General features: G+C 64.6%; 13 protein-coding genes. 3 read left to right on the top strand and 10 right to left on the bottom strand.

Features of this window, described 5'->3' with window-relative positions; all coding sequences use genetic code 11:
* Positions 1-105 precede the first annotated feature (105 nt).
* The 5 genes from ACSQ3N_RS22350 to ACSQ3N_RS22330 form a co-directional block, all read right to left on the bottom strand.
* Positions 106-2736 carry a diguanylate cyclase domain-containing protein gene (locus ACSQ3N_RS22350; RefSeq protein WP_436147506.1) on the bottom strand — a complete coding sequence of 877 codons (2631 nt, stop codon included), beginning with the start codon at positions 2734-2736 and terminating at the stop codon, positions 106-108.
* A 141-nt stretch (positions 2737-2877) separates the two neighbouring features.
* Complete coding sequence (locus ACSQ3N_RS22345) at positions 2878-3636, bottom strand: glutamine amidotransferase (RefSeq protein WP_436147505.1); 759 nt, start codon at positions 3634-3636, stop codon at positions 2878-2880.
* 97 nt (positions 3637-3733) lie between these two features.
* On the bottom strand, positions 3734-3997 hold the full coding sequence (locus tag ACSQ3N_RS22340) for a DUF2024 family protein (RefSeq protein WP_436147504.1): 264 nt from the start codon (positions 3995-3997) through the stop codon (positions 3734-3736).
* Between the two features lie 89 nt (positions 3998-4086).
* Positions 4087-4860: a hypothetical protein gene (locus ACSQ3N_RS22335; RefSeq protein WP_436147503.1), complete on the bottom strand. Its 774-nt coding sequence runs from the start codon at positions 4858-4860 to the stop codon at positions 4087-4089.
* 176 nt (positions 4861-5036) lie between these two features.
* Positions 5037-7109 (bottom strand): ATP-binding protein, encoded by a 2073-nt coding sequence (locus tag ACSQ3N_RS22330; RefSeq protein WP_436147502.1) that lies wholly within the window; start codon positions 7107-7109, stop codon positions 5037-5039.
* Between the two features lie 363 nt (positions 7110-7472).
* On the opposite strand from ACSQ3N_RS22330, the gene ACSQ3N_RS22325 reads away from it, so the two are divergent.
* The gene (locus tag ACSQ3N_RS22325) at positions 7473-9869 is read left to right on the top strand and encodes a catalase (RefSeq protein ID WP_436147501.1); all 2397 of its coding nucleotides are present in this window, start codon (positions 7473-7475) and stop codon (positions 9867-9869) included.
* 108 nt (positions 9870-9977) lie between these two features.
* Here the strand turns inward: ACSQ3N_RS22325 and ACSQ3N_RS22320 are convergent, their stop codons facing one another.
* On the bottom strand, positions 9978-11612 hold the full coding sequence (locus tag ACSQ3N_RS22320) for a methyl-accepting chemotaxis protein (protein ID WP_436147500.1): 1635 nt from the start codon (positions 11610-11612) through the stop codon (positions 9978-9980).
* Positions 11613-11844: 232 nt separating this feature from the next.
* Positions 11845-12738, bottom strand: a complete 894-nt coding sequence (locus tag ACSQ3N_RS22315) for a Ku protein (protein WP_056167139.1) — start codon at positions 12736-12738, stop codon at positions 11845-11847.
* Positions 12739-12877: 139 nt separating this feature from the next.
* On the opposite strand from ACSQ3N_RS22315, the gene ACSQ3N_RS22310 reads away from it, so the two are divergent.
* Entirely contained in the window at positions 12878-13252 is a 375-nt protein-coding gene (locus tag ACSQ3N_RS22310) for a hypothetical protein (protein ID WP_056167142.1), read from the top strand.
* 78 nt (positions 13253-13330) lie between these two features.
* On the opposite strand, the gene ACSQ3N_RS22305 is transcribed toward ACSQ3N_RS22310, so the two are convergent.
* From ACSQ3N_RS22305 to ACSQ3N_RS22295, 3 genes are all read right to left on the bottom strand, one after another.
* Positions 13331-15001 carry a response regulator gene (locus tag ACSQ3N_RS22305; RefSeq protein WP_436147499.1) on the bottom strand — a complete coding sequence of 557 codons (1671 nt, stop codon included), beginning with the start codon at positions 14999-15001 and terminating at the stop codon, positions 13331-13333.
* Between the two features lie 12 nt (positions 15002-15013).
* On the bottom strand, positions 15014-16531 hold the full coding sequence (locus tag ACSQ3N_RS22300; protein ID WP_056167148.1) for an ATPase domain-containing protein: 1518 nt from the start codon (positions 16529-16531) through the stop codon (positions 15014-15016).
* Between the two features lie 401 nt (positions 16532-16932).
* Positions 16933-18711 carry a RecQ family ATP-dependent DNA helicase gene (locus ACSQ3N_RS22295; protein WP_082516891.1) on the bottom strand — a complete coding sequence of 593 codons (1779 nt, stop codon included), beginning with the start codon at positions 18709-18711 and terminating at the stop codon, positions 16933-16935.
* A 134-nt stretch (positions 18712-18845) separates the two neighbouring features.
* On the opposite strand from ACSQ3N_RS22295, the gene ACSQ3N_RS22290 reads away from it, so the two are divergent.
* Positions 18846-19028, top strand: a complete 183-nt coding sequence (locus ACSQ3N_RS22290) for a hypothetical protein (protein ID WP_056167150.1) — start codon at positions 18846-18848, stop codon at positions 19026-19028.
* The last annotated feature ends 22 nt before the right edge of the window (positions 19029-19050 follow it).

The following is a 19050-nucleotide window of genomic DNA, read 5'->3' as shown; positions in this document are numbered from 1 at the left end:
GCGCTCATTCCTGCCGCATGGTTGTAATGATTTGTTTTTGAATCATGGAAGCACGCTTGGCTCAGGGTGTTGATCCAGCGGGATCGGGCCGTAGGTGGGCAAGCGCTAAGGACGGGTGACAAACTGAGCGCTGCCTGCCAGGTGGATGCGGCCCTTCCCGCGGCGTTTGGCGTGCAGCATGGCCTCATCCGCCTCTGCAACCAGCACCTCGGCCTGGGTGCGGCCTCTGGACAGCGCCACGCCGATGCTCATGCCCAGGGTCACTTTCAGCCCCGCGGCCAGCGGCACCGGCGCATCCACGGTCTGCATCAGCCGGTCGACAATCACGCGCCATTCGTCCCCCGCCAGGGGCGCGAGCAGCAGCACGAACTCGTCGCCCCCCAGCCGTGCTGCAGTGTCCGTCGCGCGGATGCAGGCCGATATCCGCGCGGCAATGGCCACGAGCAGCTTGTCCCCCGCCTCGTGCCCGTACTGGTCGTTCACCTCCTTGAAGCCATCGAGGTCGAGAAAACACACCGCCACTTCGTGGCCGAACCGTTCCGCGCCCGCCAGCGCCTGTTGCATGCGGTCCAACAGCAACAGCCGGTTGGGCAGCTGGGTGAGCGCGTCGTGAAAGGCCACGTGGGTGATCTGCTCGTGCGCGCGTTTGGCTTCGGTGATGTCCACCGCCATCCAGAACGATTCGGTGCCCGACAGCTGGACACCGTTCAAATCCACCCAGATCGTGGTGCCCTGTTTTTGCTTCAGGCGCACGTCGTCGCGGTAGTTCTCTCCACGGCGCATGGCCAGCAAGGTCTTTTGTGCCAGCGCATGCCGCTCGCCGTCCTCGGCACACAGCGTCTCTATGGCGGCGCCGGCCAGCTCGCCGTCTTCGTAGCCCAGCATTTTTTCGAATGCGCGGTTTTTCCAGCTGACCTTGCCATGGTGGAACTTGACCATGCCGACCACATCGCTGTTGAGCATGGCCGACTGCTCGCGCAACAGCGACTCCACACGCTGCTGCGCTTCACGCTGGGCCGTGATGTCCACCGCTACCGTGCGGCTCATCAGGAAGTTGCCATCGGCATCCCTTACGGCGGTGGAATTGATGCACAGGTGGCGCTGCGGGGCGTTGGCGGGCGAGATGCAGACCTCGATCTCGGGTGCGTGGAGCTGCAGGGCCAGGGCGATGAAATGGTCCCGAAACTGCGGGCGGGTCGCCGCGTCCAGCAGCCCCACGAACTTCGCGTCTGACGGTAAATCTCCCCCCAGCCATGCCTTGGCAGTGGCGTTCAGGTGGACGAAGCGCCCGTCCGCGTCCAGCGAAAAGTATCCGCAGGGTGCGTGGTCATACAGGTCCTGGATGCGCGCCGAGGACTCTTCCAGGCTTTGGAGCAGGCGTTTCTTGTCGGTGATGTCCCTGGCCGAGCCGAAGATCAGCAGGTGTCCGTCGATGTCGACGGCGCGCCAGTGCAGGTCCACATCGATGATGCTGCCGTCGGAGCGCACATGCTGGACCTCCACACGCTGCCTGTCCCCATCCCGGATCTTGGCCAGCCAGGCATCGATCCGGGCCTCGTTCTGGTTCGCGTCCCAGCTTGCCACGTGCTGGCCTTGCAGCTTGTCCCGGGACGAGCCGTGCATCTCGGCAAAAGAGTCGCTCAGTTCGACCAGGCGCCCCGCACGGTCCAGGATGTGGATGCCGTCTCCCGCGACGCGCAGCAGCGTCTGCGTCTGCCGGCTTTGCGCTTGCAGCGCAGCCACGGCGCGGATCTCGCGCCTGCCGAAGCGGTAGACGGCAATCGTCGCTGCACAGCTCAGCGCCCACGCCAGGCCAGCCAGCAGCGACACCATCAGCATCTCCCTGCGCCATTGGCTCCACCGGTTCGAGTTGTCCAGCCCGGCAATCGCAAGCAGGGGCCAGCCGTCCACCTGGCGGTACGCGAAGGTGCGGCTGATGCCGTCGACTTTGGAGGTCGCGAGATAGCTGCCGGCCGACGGCTTGCTGCGCAGCGAGTCCTGCAGTTCCTGCGCCACGTCGCGGGTGCCCACTGCGGCAGCACTGCGGCCGCGCGGGGACTGCAGTGCCACCAGCTTCAGGTCGTTGGTTCTGAGCGAAATGCCGTCGTGGTCGGCCAGCTCGTACCGCTTGAAGATTTGTTCGAAGTGCTCGGTATGGATGCTGGCGTACAGCACGCCCCGGAACTTGCCGCCCCATGCCATGGGGCGTGCCACGACGATGACCGAGTGGCCGGACACTCGCGAGATCACGGGGTCGGAGACGACCGCCTTGTCTGAGCTCGAGTCCCTGGCGCGAAAGAAAAAGTCGCGGTTGGTGATGTCGGGTGGAGAAGCGCTGTCGATGAGGTTGCCCCATCGGACAAGACCGTTTTCGTCGGCCACCCGAAACCCTTCCACCCCCGCCAGCACCCGGTGCTTGGCCGCCAGGTGGTCGTTGATGTCCTGCACGCTGGCACCGGCGTCGAAGCCGGCCCGCTGCAGATCGTCCATGGTGATCTTCAGCGCCGTGTCCACCGCGCCCAGCTCCGACTGCAGGCTGGCACTGGCGATGGCGACGAACCGCTCGGCCGCAGCCCGTGCCCGGTCTTCATGCGCTTGCCTGGAAGACGACATCACGGAAAGCACCAGGCCCGCCAGCACCGCACCGAGCAAGAGGTTGCCCCCGACCAGCAGCGCGCCGAGCTTTCGGCGCTGTTGTTCGGCCTGACTCACTGGCGTGGTGGAGTTCAAGTGCATGCGGAATGGTACCCACACGGTCATCACGGAGCGGCGGATTTACCCTGAAATACGCGGCGGCTGAAGGGCTCGCGCCGGCCGGGGCAACCCCGTGTCAGGGTACGGGTGCACCAAGGCGGTGCAGCCGCTCGGGCGGTGGCGTCAGGATGGACTCAGCCGGGCGCGCCGGGCTGTTTTCACTACTTTCACGTCCCACGATTCCAGCCAGCGGGTGAACACCTGCTGCGCGGCCTGTTCCAGCGCCCCACCGAACTTCTGCGCATCGGCCCGGATGCTGTGGGGCGCAACCCCGGCCTGTCGCAGTTCGCAACTGTGGCCCACCAGCCATTGCTCGATGCGGCGCGGGTCTGCCTCCAGATGGAATTGCAGTCCCAGCACGGCGGTGCCAAGGGTGAACGCCTGCTCCGTACACAGGGCGGTGCTGGCGAGGAGCTGCGCATGCCTGGGCAATTCAAAATGGTCACCGTGCCAGTGCAGTACAGGCACGCCTGCCAGCGGGGCCAGTACGGACGGCTCGGGCGCACCGTGCGATGCCAGGACCAGCGGGCTGAAGCCTATTTCATGGTGACCCATGGGCTGTACCCGGGCGCCCGCAAGCCTTGCGATGAGCTGTGCACCCAGGCAGATGCCCAGCAAGGGCTTGCCGCTGGCCAGGCGCCGCTTCAGCAGGCGCAGTTCCGACGCAAGAAAAGGGAAGCTGTTCTCATCGACAGCGCTCACCGGGCCGCCCAGCGCGACGACGAGTGCGGGTGCGGTGGCGTCGATGTCTTCCAGGTCGTCCAACGCAGGGTCGACATAGCGCACCTCGTAGCCACGGCCTCGCAGCAGGGGCTCCAGAGTGCCCAGGTCCTCGAAGTGCACATGGCGCAAGGCCAGCACGATGGGGCGGTCGGTTTTCATGGTGCTTAGGTCGTTGAAGCCTGCCGCCATGGGGCCGTGGTGGGCGTTGCTGCCGGGCGGGCTATCCGGGTGATGGGGGCGATGGGCAGTGCGGCCATCATGTGCAGTGCTCCAGCTCGATGATGGCAAAGCCGTGCTGCGCGATCTCCTGCTCTACCGCTGGGTGGGAAGACTCGGTATGGCAGAAGTTGCACTTCTCGGCTTTCAGTGCAGTGGCTTCAAGGCCCTTGGCCGCCAGATAGGTGCGGCCATACTGCAGAACGCGCTCGTCATCGGCCAGGTCCGCAGGTACCAGGATGTCGAAGTGCATGCGCAGCCCGTCGGGGCGCTGCACGTAGGTGTCGTAGACTGAAATTTGCATGGGGTCGTCCGGGGTGTCGTGGCAATGAATCACTGGCTGGCAACCGCGCGGCACGCAGTTGGCGTGCCCTCGCGGTCGCTGTGCCGGTCTTACTTGTTCGTCTTGCCGGGCAGTGACAGATTGCCCGACGCGGTCTTGAACACATCGACGACGCACAGCAGCGGGCTGTGCACGCTGGCGTTCACGCGCAGCGCGGCCGTCACGCCGTCGAAGCTGGCTGCGTTGACGGCACCGATGTCGTCAAAAGGCACGCGCACTTCCAGCGTGCCGCCGGAGAAGGTGGGGCTCCAGCCGGGGCTGTCGATCAGTATGGGCAGCCCAGGCCACGTCTTGGGAACGCGGGGCTTGCTGCCTTCCGGAATGTCCACCACCTTGAGCGCGCCTTTGCCGCACGCCTCGTCGGGCTGCAGCACCACCCAGTGCGAATGCCACACGCCGCCATCGTTGCCGGTGCGGCCATCGCCGTTCTCGTCGTACAGCGGGGTGTCGTCGAAGTCAGGGTGGGATGTCACGGCAAATGCCAGGATGCCGCTGCCCGATTCAAACCCTACCGATGCGGGGTCCAGCGTGATGGGCCAGACATAGGAGAACACGCTGCTGCCGGCCAGCTTGCCCGTTCTGGTCGGCTTGTTCGCGCCGGCCTTGCCAGACACGTGCATGTGAAAGATCGCCACATTTCCGTCGGTAGTGATCTTGGTGTGGACGATGTCATAGGGCGCTTTGACCGCGGCCGAAGGCGCGCTCTGGATGCCTCCGCTATGGGCCTTGCCCGTGTGTGCTGTGCCGTGTGCCACGGCGACGGACGCCAGCGTGGCGCAGGCCAGGGCCAGGGTGGCGCGCTGGATGGAATGGTGCAGTGTCATGGGGTCCTCGTCTTGCAGTGGTCATGCTGATTGCATGGATGCAAGTGTTCCCCGGAGCGCCTTGGCGATGGGCGCCATTCGTTTTTTTAAGATACCCAATCGTCCAGGCGCTCACGCGCTCTCTCGCTCAGCCTGGCCCGAGCCCCACGCCACCCGAGCGGGACCAATACGTCCATTCAGCCTTGGGGGTGGGCCCTGGTGAGTTTCGCCAGCGCGGTGTACAGCATCTCCGGCGTGCACGGTTTGGGCAGCACCTCGAACCCCAGGCTGCGGATGCTGTCCAGCTGCTCGGCATACCCGGTCATCAGCAGCAATCGCTGCTGCGGCCAGGTCTGGCGGATGTACTGGGCCAGACCCACGCCGTCCATGTCGCCGGGCATCACCACGTCGGACAGCACGATGTCCGGTTGCTCGCCCCGCTCCAGCAACTGCCGGGCCTTGGCGGTGCGGTCCACGTGCGTCACGCGGCACCCCAGCGATTCGAGAATGGGCACCAGCGACGCGGCCACTTCCTCGTTGTCTTCCACCATCAGAACGTTCTTCGCCAGAGGGAGCACCGTGGGGTGGGGTGCCGAGGCCTGCGCCGCTTGCGGCATGGCTGCGGGCAAAAGCAGGCGCACGCGTGTGCCCACGCCGATCTGGCTGGTGATCTCCGCGCGGCCGCTCAGGCGCTGGCACATCCCGTACACCTGGCTCAGGCCCAGGCCGGTGCCTTCGCCCACGGCCTTGGTCGTGAAGAAGGGCTCGAAGACCTTGCTGATCAGCTCCGGGGCGATGCCGGTGCCCGTGTCCTGCACGTCGATGAGCACCATGCCGGGCACTGCATCGCTGCCGGACTCCGCCGCGGTGGCGTTGCGCGCAATGATCGAGAGCGCGCCGCCCTTGGGCATGGCGTCGCGGGCATTGATGGCCAGGTTCAGCAGGGCGAGTTCAAGCTCTGCCAAGTCCAGGGTGACCGGGGCGGTGGACGCGTCCACCTGCACATCCAGCTGAATCTGGCTGCCCACCGCAGGGCTGACCAGGTCCTTGATGGAGGGAAGCTTGTCCTGCAGCACCACATGCTCGGCCACCAGCGGCTGCCGGCGCGAGAAGGCCAGCAGCTGGCGGGTCAGGTTGGTGGCCGACTTGACGGCACGGGCGATGGAGTCCACCTGCTTGGTCGCCACGCCCGGTGCCGCGCGCCGGATCAGGTGCAGGTTGTTGCTGACCACCATCAGGGCATTGTTGAAGTCGTGCGCCACGCCGCCTGTGAGTCGGCCCAGCGCTTCCAGCTTCTGGGCCTGCAGCAGGGCTTCTTCGGCCCGGTGGCGGGTCTCGATTTCCTTTTCCAGGCTCTCCATGGTCTGCAGCGCCGTTCGGGCATTGCGCAGCGCCAGGGTGGCCGTCAGGAACAGGGCGGCCACTGGCAGCGCCCCCACGGCGAACAGCGTGCCCAGCTCGGCCAGCACCCCATTGCGCAGCGCGGTCATGCTCATGCCGGTGCCCACATACAGCGGGTAGTTGTTGACCCGGCGGTAGGCCAGAAAGCTGTCTTCTCCGTTGACCGACGAAATGCCGCGCAGCTGTGCCGACTCCTCGCCCGTGCGCAGGTGCGTCAGCACCGGGCCCTGCGGCGCCAGCCTGTCCGGGGCGCCCGCGATGTCGGGCCAGCGCGTGTAGATTTCCCCGCCCTCGCGAAAGAGGTTGACCGCCAGGCCCGGTTCATCGGCCACCAGATCGCTGTAATAGCCGCGGAAGTAGGACGTCAGCAGGGTGACGTTGATGACTCCGGCGAACCGGCCTTCGTGGTCATAAAAGCCGGTGCTCAGGTTGAGCACCATTTCCTTGGACGTCCGGGTGACGAAGGGTTTGGACAGGTACGAGCCCTTGTAGCCTTGCTGGTGGACCTTGAAGTACTCGCCATCCGACAGGTCCGTGAGCGGAAACGGCAGCAGGCGGCTGCTGGCAAGGGTCTTGCCTTGTGCGTCCAGGATCAGAATTGACTGGATCTGCGGCTGGTCCACAGTCCTGGCGCGCAGGGCTTCGTGCAGAGCGGTTTCGTTGCCGCGCAGGTCGGCCGGGTTCTTGCCGCTGACCAGCACCAGCACTTTGTCCTGAAGCGCTTCCGACGCCGCAATGACCTTGGAGGCATGCTCGTGGACCACCCGCAGCGAGCGGCTCACGCGCGCTGCCGCATCGTCGCGCGCGCCCACGTACCGCACCGCGCCGACCACCAGGTAGATGAACAGCGGCACCGCAATGCTCAGCATGACCAGAATCCGAAGCCAACGGACCGAGTCGCCCGCCTGTCGGGGAGCGTGTTGGGCTGCGGCTGGGCTGTCCGGCATGTTCCGTCCTTGCAATCACGGTTCGGTAGGGGCGGTGGTGCCGAGGGTCGGCACGCAAACCTGCAGGGTCGATTACAACCGATTCTTACTGACAGGTAAGGGAGGTGGCTTCATTCTGGAATCGACAGGTCCGAACGGCCGCATGGCCCGAGCCTGTTCATCCGCTGACTGCCCCCCAAGGTCATCGCCTACAAATCTGGGCCGGGGCCGTGCACAAGATGAAATTGGCTTTGGAGCGGCACCTCGCGCGTCCCAGGGCCTCCCATCACGCAACAAGGCCCCCCAATGATCAAAGACACCCGCGCTGCAGGTACGTCGGCAGCTGCCGCAGCCAGAAACACCGACAGCGGCCCCTCCGCACTCGGTGCCCCCTCCGATGTGCACACCGCCAAGGCTGGCGAGACCCATGGCATGGCGGCAGCCATGCCCTACAACCCGGGCAAGGCGGCCGAGCACGGCTTCAAGAACGGCGTGAATCCCCCTGCCGGCACCACGGTGGAGGCACCTTCCCGCCTGCCGCTGGGCAGCACCTTGTCGGAGGCCAACAGCACCGATAAAACGGGCACGGTAGCTGCCGAAGGTGTGAACGCCACCATTGCACCCCTGGACAGGGTGCGGGTGGACTCGGCGGGGCAGGTTCTCACGACCAATCAGGGTGTGCCCATTGCCGACAACCAGAACTCGCTCAAATACGGCGAGCGCGGGCCCGCATTGCTGGAGGACTTCATCCTCCGCGAGAAGATCACCCACTTCGACCACGAGCGCATTCCCGAGCGCATCGTGCATGCCCGTGGCTCTGGCGCCCACGGGTTTTTTGAATGCTACGAGCCCCTGACCGAGCTCACGCGGGCCGCCCCGTTCAAGGAGGCCGGCAAGATCACGCCAGTGTTCGTGCGCTTTTCCACGGTGCAAGGCGAGCGCGGCTCCAAGGACACGGCGCGCGATGTGCGTGGCTTCGCTGTCAAGTTCTATACCGACGAGGGCAACTGGGACCTGGTGGGCAACAACATTCCCGTGTTCTTCATCCAGGACGCGATGAAGTTCCCGGACCTGGTGCACGCCGTGAAGCCCGAGCCTCACCACCAGATGCCGCAGGCCGCCAGTGCCCACGACACCTTCTGGGACTTCGTCTCGCTGATGCCGGAGTCCACCCACATGCTGATGTGGGTGATGTCGGACCGCGCCATTCCGCGCAGCTACGCCACCATGCAGGGCTTTGGCGTGCACAGCTTCCGGTTCGTCAATGCGGCGGGCGAGTCGGTGTTTGTGAAGTTCCACTGGAACCCCAAGGCTGGCACGCATTCGCTGGTGTGGGACGAGGCGGTGAAGATCTCCGGCGCCGACCCTGACTACCATCGCCGCGACCTGTGGGAGCGCATCGAGGCAGGTGCCTACCCGGAATACGAGCTGGGCGTGCAGGTGTTCACCGAAGAGCAGGCAGACAGTTTCAGCTTCGATATCCTGGACGCCACGAAGATCATTCCCGAAGAGCTGGTGCCCGTGCGCCGCATCGGCCGCATGGTGCTCAACCGCAACCCGGACAACTTCTTTGCCGAAACGGAGCAGGTGGCTTTTTGCGCGGCCCACGTGGTGCCGGGCATCGATTTCTCCAACGACCCGCTGCTGGCCGGGCGCATCCACTCGTATGTGGACACGCAGATCTCGCGATTGGGTGGCCCCAACTTTCATGAGCTGCCCATCAACTCCCCCATCGCTCCGGTGCACAACAACCAGCGCGATGGCATGCACCGCCAGGCCATCCACCGCGGAAAGGTCTCTTACGAGCCCAATTCCCTCGCAGGCGGCTGCCCCTTCCAGGCCGGTGCTGCCCAGGGGTTTGTGTCGGTACCAGCGCGCATCGAGGCCAAGGAGGCGCAAGGCAAGGTGCGGGCCAAGCCCGAGAAGTTTGCCGACCACTACACGCAGGCACGGTTGTTCCTGGAGAGCCAGACCCCTGTGGAGCAGGCTCACATTGCCGCGGCCTTCCGGTTCGAGTTGAGCAAGGTCACGGTGCCGGCGGTGCGCGAGCGCATGATCTCGTCGCTGCTGAATGTGTCCGAAGACTTGGCAAACCAAGTCGCCGAGGGCCTGGGCATGGACGTGTTGCCGGAGCCCATGCTCCGCGCACTGGCCAAGCCGCCCAAGCCCGAAGTGGCCAAGTCCGACGCGCTGTCGCTGTTTGCACGGCCCGGCGACGGCAGCCTGATGGGCCGCAAGGTGGCCATCCTCGTCGCAGACGGAGTGGTGGGGCAGCCTGCGCTGGACCTGCAAGCCGCGCTGTTTGCCCAAGGGGCTGTCGGCCGGTTCGTGGCGCCGCGCATCGGGCCGGTGAAGACTTCCGATAAGGTCGCCATCAACGCCGATGCATCGCTGGAAAACGAGCCGGGCTTTCTGTTCGACGCTCTGGCGTTGCCCGACGGTGACGTCGGTGTGCAGGCCTTGTCCCGCGATGGCCATACCCTGGAATTCCTCAAGGACCAGTACCGCCATTGCAAGACCATTCTGGTCATGCCCGCGTCTTCGGCCCTGATGCTCAAGGCGCAGATTCCGTCCACGCTGCTGTCTGGCGATCCCGACCCAGGCATCGTGTTCGGTGCAGGCCCTGCAGAGTTCGACCTGTTCATCCAGGGCATCGCCCAGCACCGCCATCCTGAGCGCGAGACGGACCCGCCGTTGGTTTAATCAGAGCGGTACCGCACCCGCAGCGCTTGGAGCCCAGAGGCGCTGCGGGTGCATGTTTTGCACGGCGCAGGGTAGCCCCGGTGTGGATGCCGATGTGGAGGTGGTCCCTCAGGCCGGAGCGAGCAATGCCCGGTGAGGCACCCCGGAGATCGAGCGCGCGGCGGCACTATGTCCGAAGGCTGGTGCGGCCGCATCTTCCAGTGTGAAAGTGCGAACCGCTTCCGTGAGTTGCTGAGCCTGCAACTCCAGACTCTTGGCTGCGGCGGCGCTTTGCTCCACCAGCGCTGCATTCTGCTGGGTGGCGTGATCCATCTGGTTCACTGCCTGGCCGATCTGGGAAATCCCGGTGCTCTGCTCGGAGCTGGCCGAACTGATCTCTCCCACAATGTCCGTCACCCGCTTGATGGCACCCACCACTTCCGCCATGGTCTGGCCGGCCTGATCGACCAGGCCGGTTCCCAGCGACACCTTTTCCACGCTGTCGTTGATCAGCGTCTTGATCTCCTTGGCGGCGCTTGCGCTGCGTTGCGCCAGGTTGCGCACTTCAGTGGCCACCACCGCGAAGCCCCGTCCTTGCTCGCCGGCGCGGGCCGCCTCCACTGCAGCATTCAGCGCCAGGATGTTGGTCTGAAAGGCGATGCCATCGATCACGCCGATGATGTCCGAGATCTTGCGCGAGCTGTTGTTGATGTCTTTCATCGTGTCCACGACTTTGGAGACCACCTCGCCGCCGCGCGTGGCCACTGCGGATGCGCTGATGGCCAGCTGATCGGCCGTCTTGGCGTTTTCGGCGTTGTTGCGGATGGTGGACGTGAACTCCTCCATGGTGGCTGCGGTCTGCTGCAGCGCGCTGGCCTGCTCTTCGGTGCGCTGGCTCAGGTCGGCGTTGCCCATGGCGATTTCGCTGGTGCCGGTGGAGATGGAATCCGTGGCGCCACGCACCTTGCTCACTATGCTGGCCAGATTCTGCTGCATGGCGCTCAGCGATGCCAGCACGCTGTCGTGCGGGGCGGCGCTTGCGCCCGCGATGGACGACAGGTTGCCCCCCGCCACCTTGCTGGCAGCGCTGCTCAATGCATCGGGCTCCGCGCCCAATGCCCGCAGCACGCCGCGCGTGATGGCCAGCCCGCAGACCACCGCGATCACCGTGGCCAGCAGGGCCAGACCGATGAGCACCCTGCGCTGGAATTCGAAGTCTGCTTCGGACGCATCCACCAACTGCTTGGAGCGCTCGTCGGTCGTCGTCTGGTATTCGTTCGTCTTGGCGACCAACGCTGCCAGCAGTGGCCGGCACTCATCATTGATTTTGGCAATGGCTTCGTCCCTTTTTTCTGCCATCGCCAGGTCCACGATGGCCAGTGCCACCGGACCGTAGGACTGCTCGATTTTTGCCATGTCCGCCACCAACGCCTTCACGTTGGCAGGGATGCCCGGGTTGTCTACCGCCTGCAGAAGCAGGCCCAGGCGCTTTTGCACGTTCTCGTGGGCTTTGGAGACCGCCAGCTTCTCGGCCTCGCGGTCCGCCGGCTTGGTGGCCAGCACCAGGTTGCGGGCGGCGACGGCACGTTGGTCTACGGCGGTTCGGATCTGCTGCGCCAAGTGCGCGCGTGCGCTCACGCCGGTCACAAAGTCATGAAACTGCGCTTTGGCACTGCTCATGTCCTTGATGGCGACCGCGGAGAGCACCACGATCAACAACACCATCAGGCCGAACGACAAACCCAGCCGCGCCCTCAATGTCATGTTTTGAAACCCCATGTCGACACCCCCAAAATTGATCTATGTCATGGTCCTTTTTTCCGTAACAGTTTGTCAATAGAAAATGGCTATAGGGCCGCAGGGTGTCGATTCAGCGCCGAAATGCACGTAAAGCCCCGTATAGACGCGGTGGCGGTGCGGTGGCTGGAGAAGGATCTCAGGACGCCGCAAGCAGGCCGATGCGTGCGGACGATGGAAGGCTTTGGTAGATCGCCTGTTATGCCGCCTTCCGTTGCGGCGCAGCCTTTTTCGCTGCCGGTGTTTTGGCGCTCGTTTTCTTTGCGGGCGTCTTGGCGGCTGGCTTGCTGGCGGACTTGCCACCGCCCTTCAGGCTGCGCTGCAGCAGCGCGGTAAGGTCGATGACCTCTCCAGTCCGCGGAGATTCTTCCTCCGGCTCCAGCACGGTCTTGCCTTCGCCAGCCTTGGCTTTCTTCTCCACCAGCTTCATCACCTGCAGGCGAAACTCGTCCTTGAAGTCTTCCGGGTTCCACTCGCCGGACATCTCTGCCACCAGCTGCTTGGCCATCTTGAGTTCGGCCGCGCTCACGCTGCTTTTGCCGGCCGCGGGCAACTCCAGGGAGTCCAGCGTTTTCACCTCGTCGCCCCAGCGCAGCAGGTTCAACACCAGGGCGGGCCCTGAGGGCACCAGCGCGGCCAAGTGCTGCTTGGTGGCGATGACCACCTTGGCCAGGCCGATCTTCCCGGTGGCCAGCAAGGTCTCGCGCAGCAGTGCATAGACCTTGTCGCTCTTGTTGATCGGCGCGACGTAGTAGGGCCGTTCGAGGAAGATGAACGGCATCTCGTTCGCATCGATGAACCGCTGGATCTCGATGGTCTGCGTGGTCTTGGGGAACACGGCCGCTATCTCTTCGGGGCTGATGATGACGTACTTGCCGTCCTCATACTCGACGCCCTTGACGATGTTGTCCTTGTCGATTTCCTTGCCGGTGCGCTTGTTGATGCGCTTGTAGCCCACGGGGTCCATGGAGCGCTTGTCCAGCCAGTCGAAATCCACCCCTTGCTCGCTGGCGGCGGTGTGCAGCCCGACGGGAATGTGAACGAGGCCGAAGGTGATGGCGCCTTTCCAGAGGGTGCGACTTCCAGTTGCCATGTCTGAATCTCTCTGCACGGGGAGCCCGCGTGCGTGAAGTTTGTCGCGGGGTGCATGCGGCCTGCGTAGGTGTTTGCTTACCCCGTTGGTAGGCCTTGGTACTGTCTACGGCGGCAGGTGCGCTTGTAAGCTCACCGCCATGCCTGCTGACCTTCGCCTTATCGCTGTCCACGTCGAAGAAGATTCGGCCGGCGGCTTCGAATGGGTTCTCAGCGAACGCGACGGCCGCACAGCCTGGGGAGAAATCCAGAGGTCCGCATCCGCCGCGGGTACCTACAAAGACGCCATGGCTGGCGGTTTGGTGGCATTGGAGGCCATGGTCGAGGACCTGGACATCGGGCCGCGCAGTTCCACGGCGCCTCACGCTTCCCATGCTTTTCGCGCTGCGCGTGCGGCGCATGCGCCTTCAGCTGCCAAGCGCGCCGCCACTGAGCGGGAGCCGTCGGGAGCGGCAGAGGCAGAGCAAAAAACGCCCGGCAAACCATCGCCCTTCGGGTTCGGTCCGGCGGTCTGACCGGTCGCGCTGCAAGGTCTACAGCGCGATGGAAGGGTGATCCGTGAGTTTTGGTGAGTTTCGGTGAGTCTGACCGGGTCAAGCCTGAACGCGGCACCGTGCCAGCTCGCTACCCACGGCAGCATTCAGGGTCTCCAGGTCAAACGGCTTCTTCAGCACCGACTGCACCCCTACCAGCCTTTCCACCTCGGCCATGTCCGCATACCCCGTTGCCATCAGCACGGGGATCTCGGGGTAAATCTGCCGTGCCGCAGCGATGAACTCGGCGCCGTTCATGCCGGGCATCAGGTAGTCCGCCATCAGAAGGTCGGGCATGCGGCGGCGCAGTTCCCGCAGGCCGCTTTCGCCGTCACTGGCCTCGCGCACGCTGTAGTTCAACAAGCGCAGCCCTTCGGTAATGCCGCGCCGGACCGCCTCGTCGTCTTCCACCACCAGGACCTCGGTGCGTTTGCTGGAGGTCGTGGCCCCGTTGTTTTGGGACGGGGCCGCAGGTGCGCTCTCGGCGGCCGGTGTGGCACGCGCGAACTGCAGCGTCACGGTGGTCCCCTCGCCCTCGCGGCTGTGGATCTCGGCGCTGCCGCCAGACTGACTGGCAAAGCCATAGACCTGGCTCAACCCCAGGCCCGTGCCTTCACCATCCGCCTTGGTGGTGAAAAACGGGTCGAACACTTTGGACTGAATGGCTTCGGGGATTCCGCAGCCCGTGTCCTGCACGCTGATCTGCACCCGCCGTTTGCCGTCCGCACCTTCGAGCAGCCTGGTGCGGATGGTCAGGTGCCCGCCATCGGGCATGGCGTCGCGTGAGTTCACGGCCATGTTGAGCAGCGCCATTTCAAGCTGCGCCCCGTCGAGCAACGCCCACGCCTCATCGGCGCAAAGGTCCACATGCACCTGCACCTTGGAGCCTACCGACACCTCGATCAGCTCGCGCAGGTTGCCGACCATCGTGTTGACTTCATGCAGGCGCGGCAACAGGCTTTGCGCGCGTGAAAATGACAGGAGCTGCGCGGTCAGCCGCGCCCCTCGGTCCACCGACTCCTTGGCGCGCCGTGCGTAGTCCGACAGCCGCTTGTCTTCGGCCAGCCGCATGATGAACTGCAGGTTCATGCTGACGGCATGCAGCAGGTTGTTGAAGTCGTGCGCTATGCCGCCCGTCAGCCGGCCTATCGCCTCCAGCTTCTGGCTTTGCACGACCTTGGACTGGATGCGTTCCCGGTCGCCGATTTCTCGCATGAGCCGGTCGTTGGCGCCTGCGAGGTCACTCGTACGCTCGGCAATGCGGCTTTCAAGGTCTGCGTTGAGCTGCTCTACCGTCTGCTTGGCCGATTCGATATCGGTCAGGTGCCGCCGCGACGCATACTGCCGTGCGCGGGCCCGAAAGGCTGAGCGCGCCGCACTCATCAGGGTCTGGGGGTTGACCGGCCGCTCCAGGATCACCAGGTTACCGAGTTCCTGCAACGACACCATGGCGCGCTCCGAACGCCGGACGGCCTGGCGCATGGCCAGCACCACGAACGGAAAGTCCGACCACGCCGGCTGGTGCTCCAGGTAGTCACGCTGCGACTCGTCCAGACCGCCGGCCAGCACCTCTTCAGTCAATACCACCGTGGCGGCGCCGGCCTGCAGCTCCGACATCAGCGCAGCGCCGTCTCCGCACACCAGGCACTCCATACCGTCACGGCGCAGCACCGACTCGATCACCTGTGCGTCGCGGCCATGCGGCGCAAGAATTAGCACGCGGCCTTCCATGCAATTCCTTGGTTATCGGGCCGACACGGCGATGTCCGAGTCGCCCAGCAGGGCATGCTTGCCCACGTACTGCACGGAGCCGGCGAGTATTCCGTGGAAATCGGCGAGCGGTTCTCCAATTTCAACGCCATCCGGTCCCAGGCGGAACTCACGGATGGTCGTCTCGTGTTCCATCGTGCGACTTTTCACCACCGAAAGCGCCTTGAGCAGATTGCCGCGGGCTTCGAAGAAGCGGTACTGCACCATGGCATCGCTCAGGTAGCTCAGGTCCACATCGGTGCGCACCTCGCCCACCACACCGTGCAGCGACAGGATGATCAGCGTGACCACGCCCTTCAGGTTCAGGTAGGCCAGCAACTCGTGCATCTGCAGTTGCAGGTACTGGCCGCCGGGCATGGCTTGCATGTACGAGTTCAAGCTGTCGATCACTACCATGTTGACGCCGTCGTTCTCCACCGCATTTCGCACGGCGTGGGCAAACTGGCCAGGCGAGACTTCCGCGGGATCGAACGAACGAATCGTGAGGTGGCCGGACGCGATGAACGGATCGATATCGAGCCCCAGCGCCTGTGAGCGCAGCCGCAGCGTGTTCAGGCCTTCGTCGAACAGGTAGTAGGCCACCTTGCCGCCGGCCCGCATGTTCGCCACGGCGCAGCTGGTGGCGGTGGTCGTCTTGCCCACGCCGGCCGGGCCTGCGAGCAGCAGATTGCTGCCGGGCGACAACCCGCCGCCCAGCAGCTCGTCCAGTTCGGCGGTGCCGGTCGACAGGGTCTTGTTGTCGAATGTACTGGAGTGTTCGCCCGCCACCAACCGCGGAAAGACCACCAGCCCACCCCGGTCCAGGTCGAAGTCGTGGTCACCGCTGCGAAATTTCACGCCGCGCAGTTTGACCACGCGCAGACGCCGCTTGTCGGAGCCATAGGTGTTGGCGCTCTGGTTCAGATGGACAACGCCGTGGGCGATGCTGTGCAGTTGCTGGTCGCCTTCACCCACGGACTTGTCGTCCAGCATGAGCACCGTGCAGCCCATTTGGGCAAAAAAGCGCTTGAGCGCCAGTATCTGGCGCCGATACCGCAGCGCGCTTTGCGCAAGCAGCCGCAACTCGGACAAGCTGTCGAACACCACCCGGTGGGGCTTGAGTTCGCCGACCAGCCGCATCACATCGCGCGTGGTTTCGCCCAGTTCGAATTCCGAGGGATGCAGGATCGTCTGCTCGGCGTCTTCGCTCAGGCCCTCGTCGCTGACCAGGTCATAGACCTCGATGCCGTCGAGCGCCCAGCCGTGCGACTGGGCCACCTGGGCCAATTCTTCGGAGGTTTCCGACAACGTCACGTAGAGCCCGCGCTCACCTTTGTCCCTGCCCGACATCAAAAACTGGAGCGCCAACGTTGTTTTACCGGTGCCGGGGCTCCCCTCGATAAGGTACAGATGCCGCGCTGGAAGCCCGCCATTCAGGACGTTGTCCAGCCCTGCAATGCCTGTAGGTGACAGGTCTTCGGACGAAGACGGGGCTCTTGAACTGTTTGACAAACCTTGTCCTTTCGACGGCGTGGCGGCCACTGGCAACGCGCGATATTGCGCAGCTAACGGTGACCCCAGGGCTGTGGACCAGCCGATGGAAGACTGGCAACGCTCGCCGCAGAGGATCACAGCACAAGACTTTAACGGCCCGCCTGCCATTTTTCTTCTTCGTGCGCTTCAGCGCAACTTGGAAGGTGGGGGGACACGTTGAGCTGTCGATGCTCAACCATTGTCGAATGCTAGTGGAAGTTGAGGGGTCAGCCTAGATCGAAAGCTCAAGGGCGGCGGCTCCTACAAGCAGCGCCCTGCAGCCCAACACGCCCTGACGCGTTGGGATCAAGAATGGGTAGCTGTCGTAGGGCTACCGGGACCGGGCGGTGTGTTCCTGCTACCGGCCTCTGCTGGTGTGGCTAAGCTGCCACCGCCACCGCGGCCACCGCCGATGATGGCGCCGATTTGGCGACACGCACAAACTCGGGCAAAAACGTGCGCCGCGCGCCGTTCGCGAACTCCACCGTCACCGAATGCGTGCTGGCTTCGACCACCTGGCCCGCTCCGTACCGCCGTGCGCGCACGGTCTGGCCACTGGCAAAACGGGGCTGGATACTCGCTGGCGCGCGCACCTCGATCGGGCGTTCCGGCATGGCCACCGCGGGTGCAAGGTGTTGGAGTGCTGCCATGCGCAGGCAGTTGTCGCACCGGCCGCACCCGTCAAACGGCGGGGTCTCCCCCAGTGCCGACAGTACGGCGTGCCAGCGGCACCGTCCCCCTTGCGCATAGGCCACCATGGCTTCCAGCGTCTCGCCGTCCTGCTCGCGCCTGCGCCGGTAGCCGGACAGCAATTGCTCCAACGCGTCACCGCTCAACTCCTGCGCCACGGTGAAGCGGCCTGAGCGGTCACGCCGCACAGCCTTGTGGCTGCGCAGCAGGCTCAATCCCACCAATGTCTTTGCACGGGGCCGCGACACTGCGTCCACGATGACGTCAGACGTCCAGCCGCCGTCCGGCGCTGTCTGGTGCAGCACGGCATGCACCGCCTGCAGGTCGTCCAGCGTGGGGTAGCGGCCCGACATGAAAAACTGCTGCAACGACCGGTCCTGCCGTACGTAGAGCAGGGTGCACTGCGAATCCTGTCCATCGCGTCCGGCGCGGCCAGCCTCCTGGTAGTAAGTGTCCACGCTGGCAGGCATCTGGTAGTGCAGCACGAATCGGATGTCAGGCTTGTCGATGCCCAGGCCGAACGCGTTGGTGGCCACCATCACACGCACGTCGCCGGCCATGAATGCATCTTGCGCCTGGGTGCGCCGGGCAGCGGGCAATTTGCCGTGGTACAGCGCCACGCTCTCGCCGGCCGCGGCCAGCTTGTCGTGGAGTTCTTCGGCGCTTTTCACGGTCGAGGTGTAGACGATGCCGGTGCCTTGGCTGCCGGCAACGAACTCCAGCGCACGGGGCAGCCTGTCGGCAGCGCGTGACAACTGCTCGACGGCGAGCTGAAGGTTGGGCCGGTACGCACCCGCTTGCACCACGTTCTGGGATGCGATGCCGAACTGGGTCACGATCTCCTTCATGACCTCGGGCTTGGCGGTGGCCGTCAGGGCCAGCACTGCGGGGCGCCCAAGCGCTTTGACTGCCGGCGCGATCTCCAGGAACGCAGGCCTGAAGTCGTGGCCCCACTGCGAAACGCAATGCGCTTCATCTATCACCAGCAGGCTGACCGTGTGCCTTGCCAGAGCGGCGGTGAGTGCAGGGTCTGCGATCTGCTCGGGGGTGGTCAGCACGATGCGCGCGCTGCCGTTGTCGATGGCTGCTCGCGCAGCGTTCAGCTCCTCGCTGGAGATGGCACTGTTGATCTGCACCGCGGCCAAGTCCAGCGCTTTCAGCATGTCGCATTGGTCCTTCATCAGCGCGACCAGCGGAGATACCACCACGGTGATGCCAGGCAGCAGTACGGCAGGCAACTGGTAGCACAGCGACTTTCCTGCGCCCGTGGGCATGACGGCCAGTGTGTTGGCGCCATCCAGCACACGCTGCACCACGTCCCATTGGCCGGGCCTAAGGCGCTGGAAGCCGAATACCTTCTTCAACGTTTTTTGAATGGCGTTCGGAACCGCCGCAAACCGCTCGGGCTTGGCGGACGGAACGGAAGAAGCAGATGTGCGGGACAAAGAAGTGCGAGATGTGGTGGTCATCGGCGGTATTCGATGGGAATGTGCGCAGCGAAGCGCGGCAGTTATGAAGCGTGGCGACGATGAAGGTGGAGCCAAATTTGGGAGACTGACTCCGCTGAACTGCGCCAAATGCTCCGTAACAATGTCATATAGCGATGCGTGAGCCGGCCCATGCCGGTCGCGTTCAGCCGATCGGTTTTTTTGGCACGAGTTACCAGGGCACCCAGATTGCCACCATCAAGAATGCGATGACCACACCGGCGATGGCGATGGATCGCTTGGTGGCAGATCGGTTGCTCGCTGAAGAATGCGGCACGCCGTCGGGTTTAGAGGATTGAGTCATCACTTCTCCCATCGATA

The sequence above is a fragment of the Acidovorax sp. LjRoot194 genome, from assembly GCF_964253015.1.
Lineage (GTDB): Bacteria > Pseudomonadota > Gammaproteobacteria > Burkholderiales > Burkholderiaceae_C > Acidovorax.
Note: the sequence above shows the minus strand (reverse complement) of the source record. Positions and strands in the feature narration are given on the sequence as shown.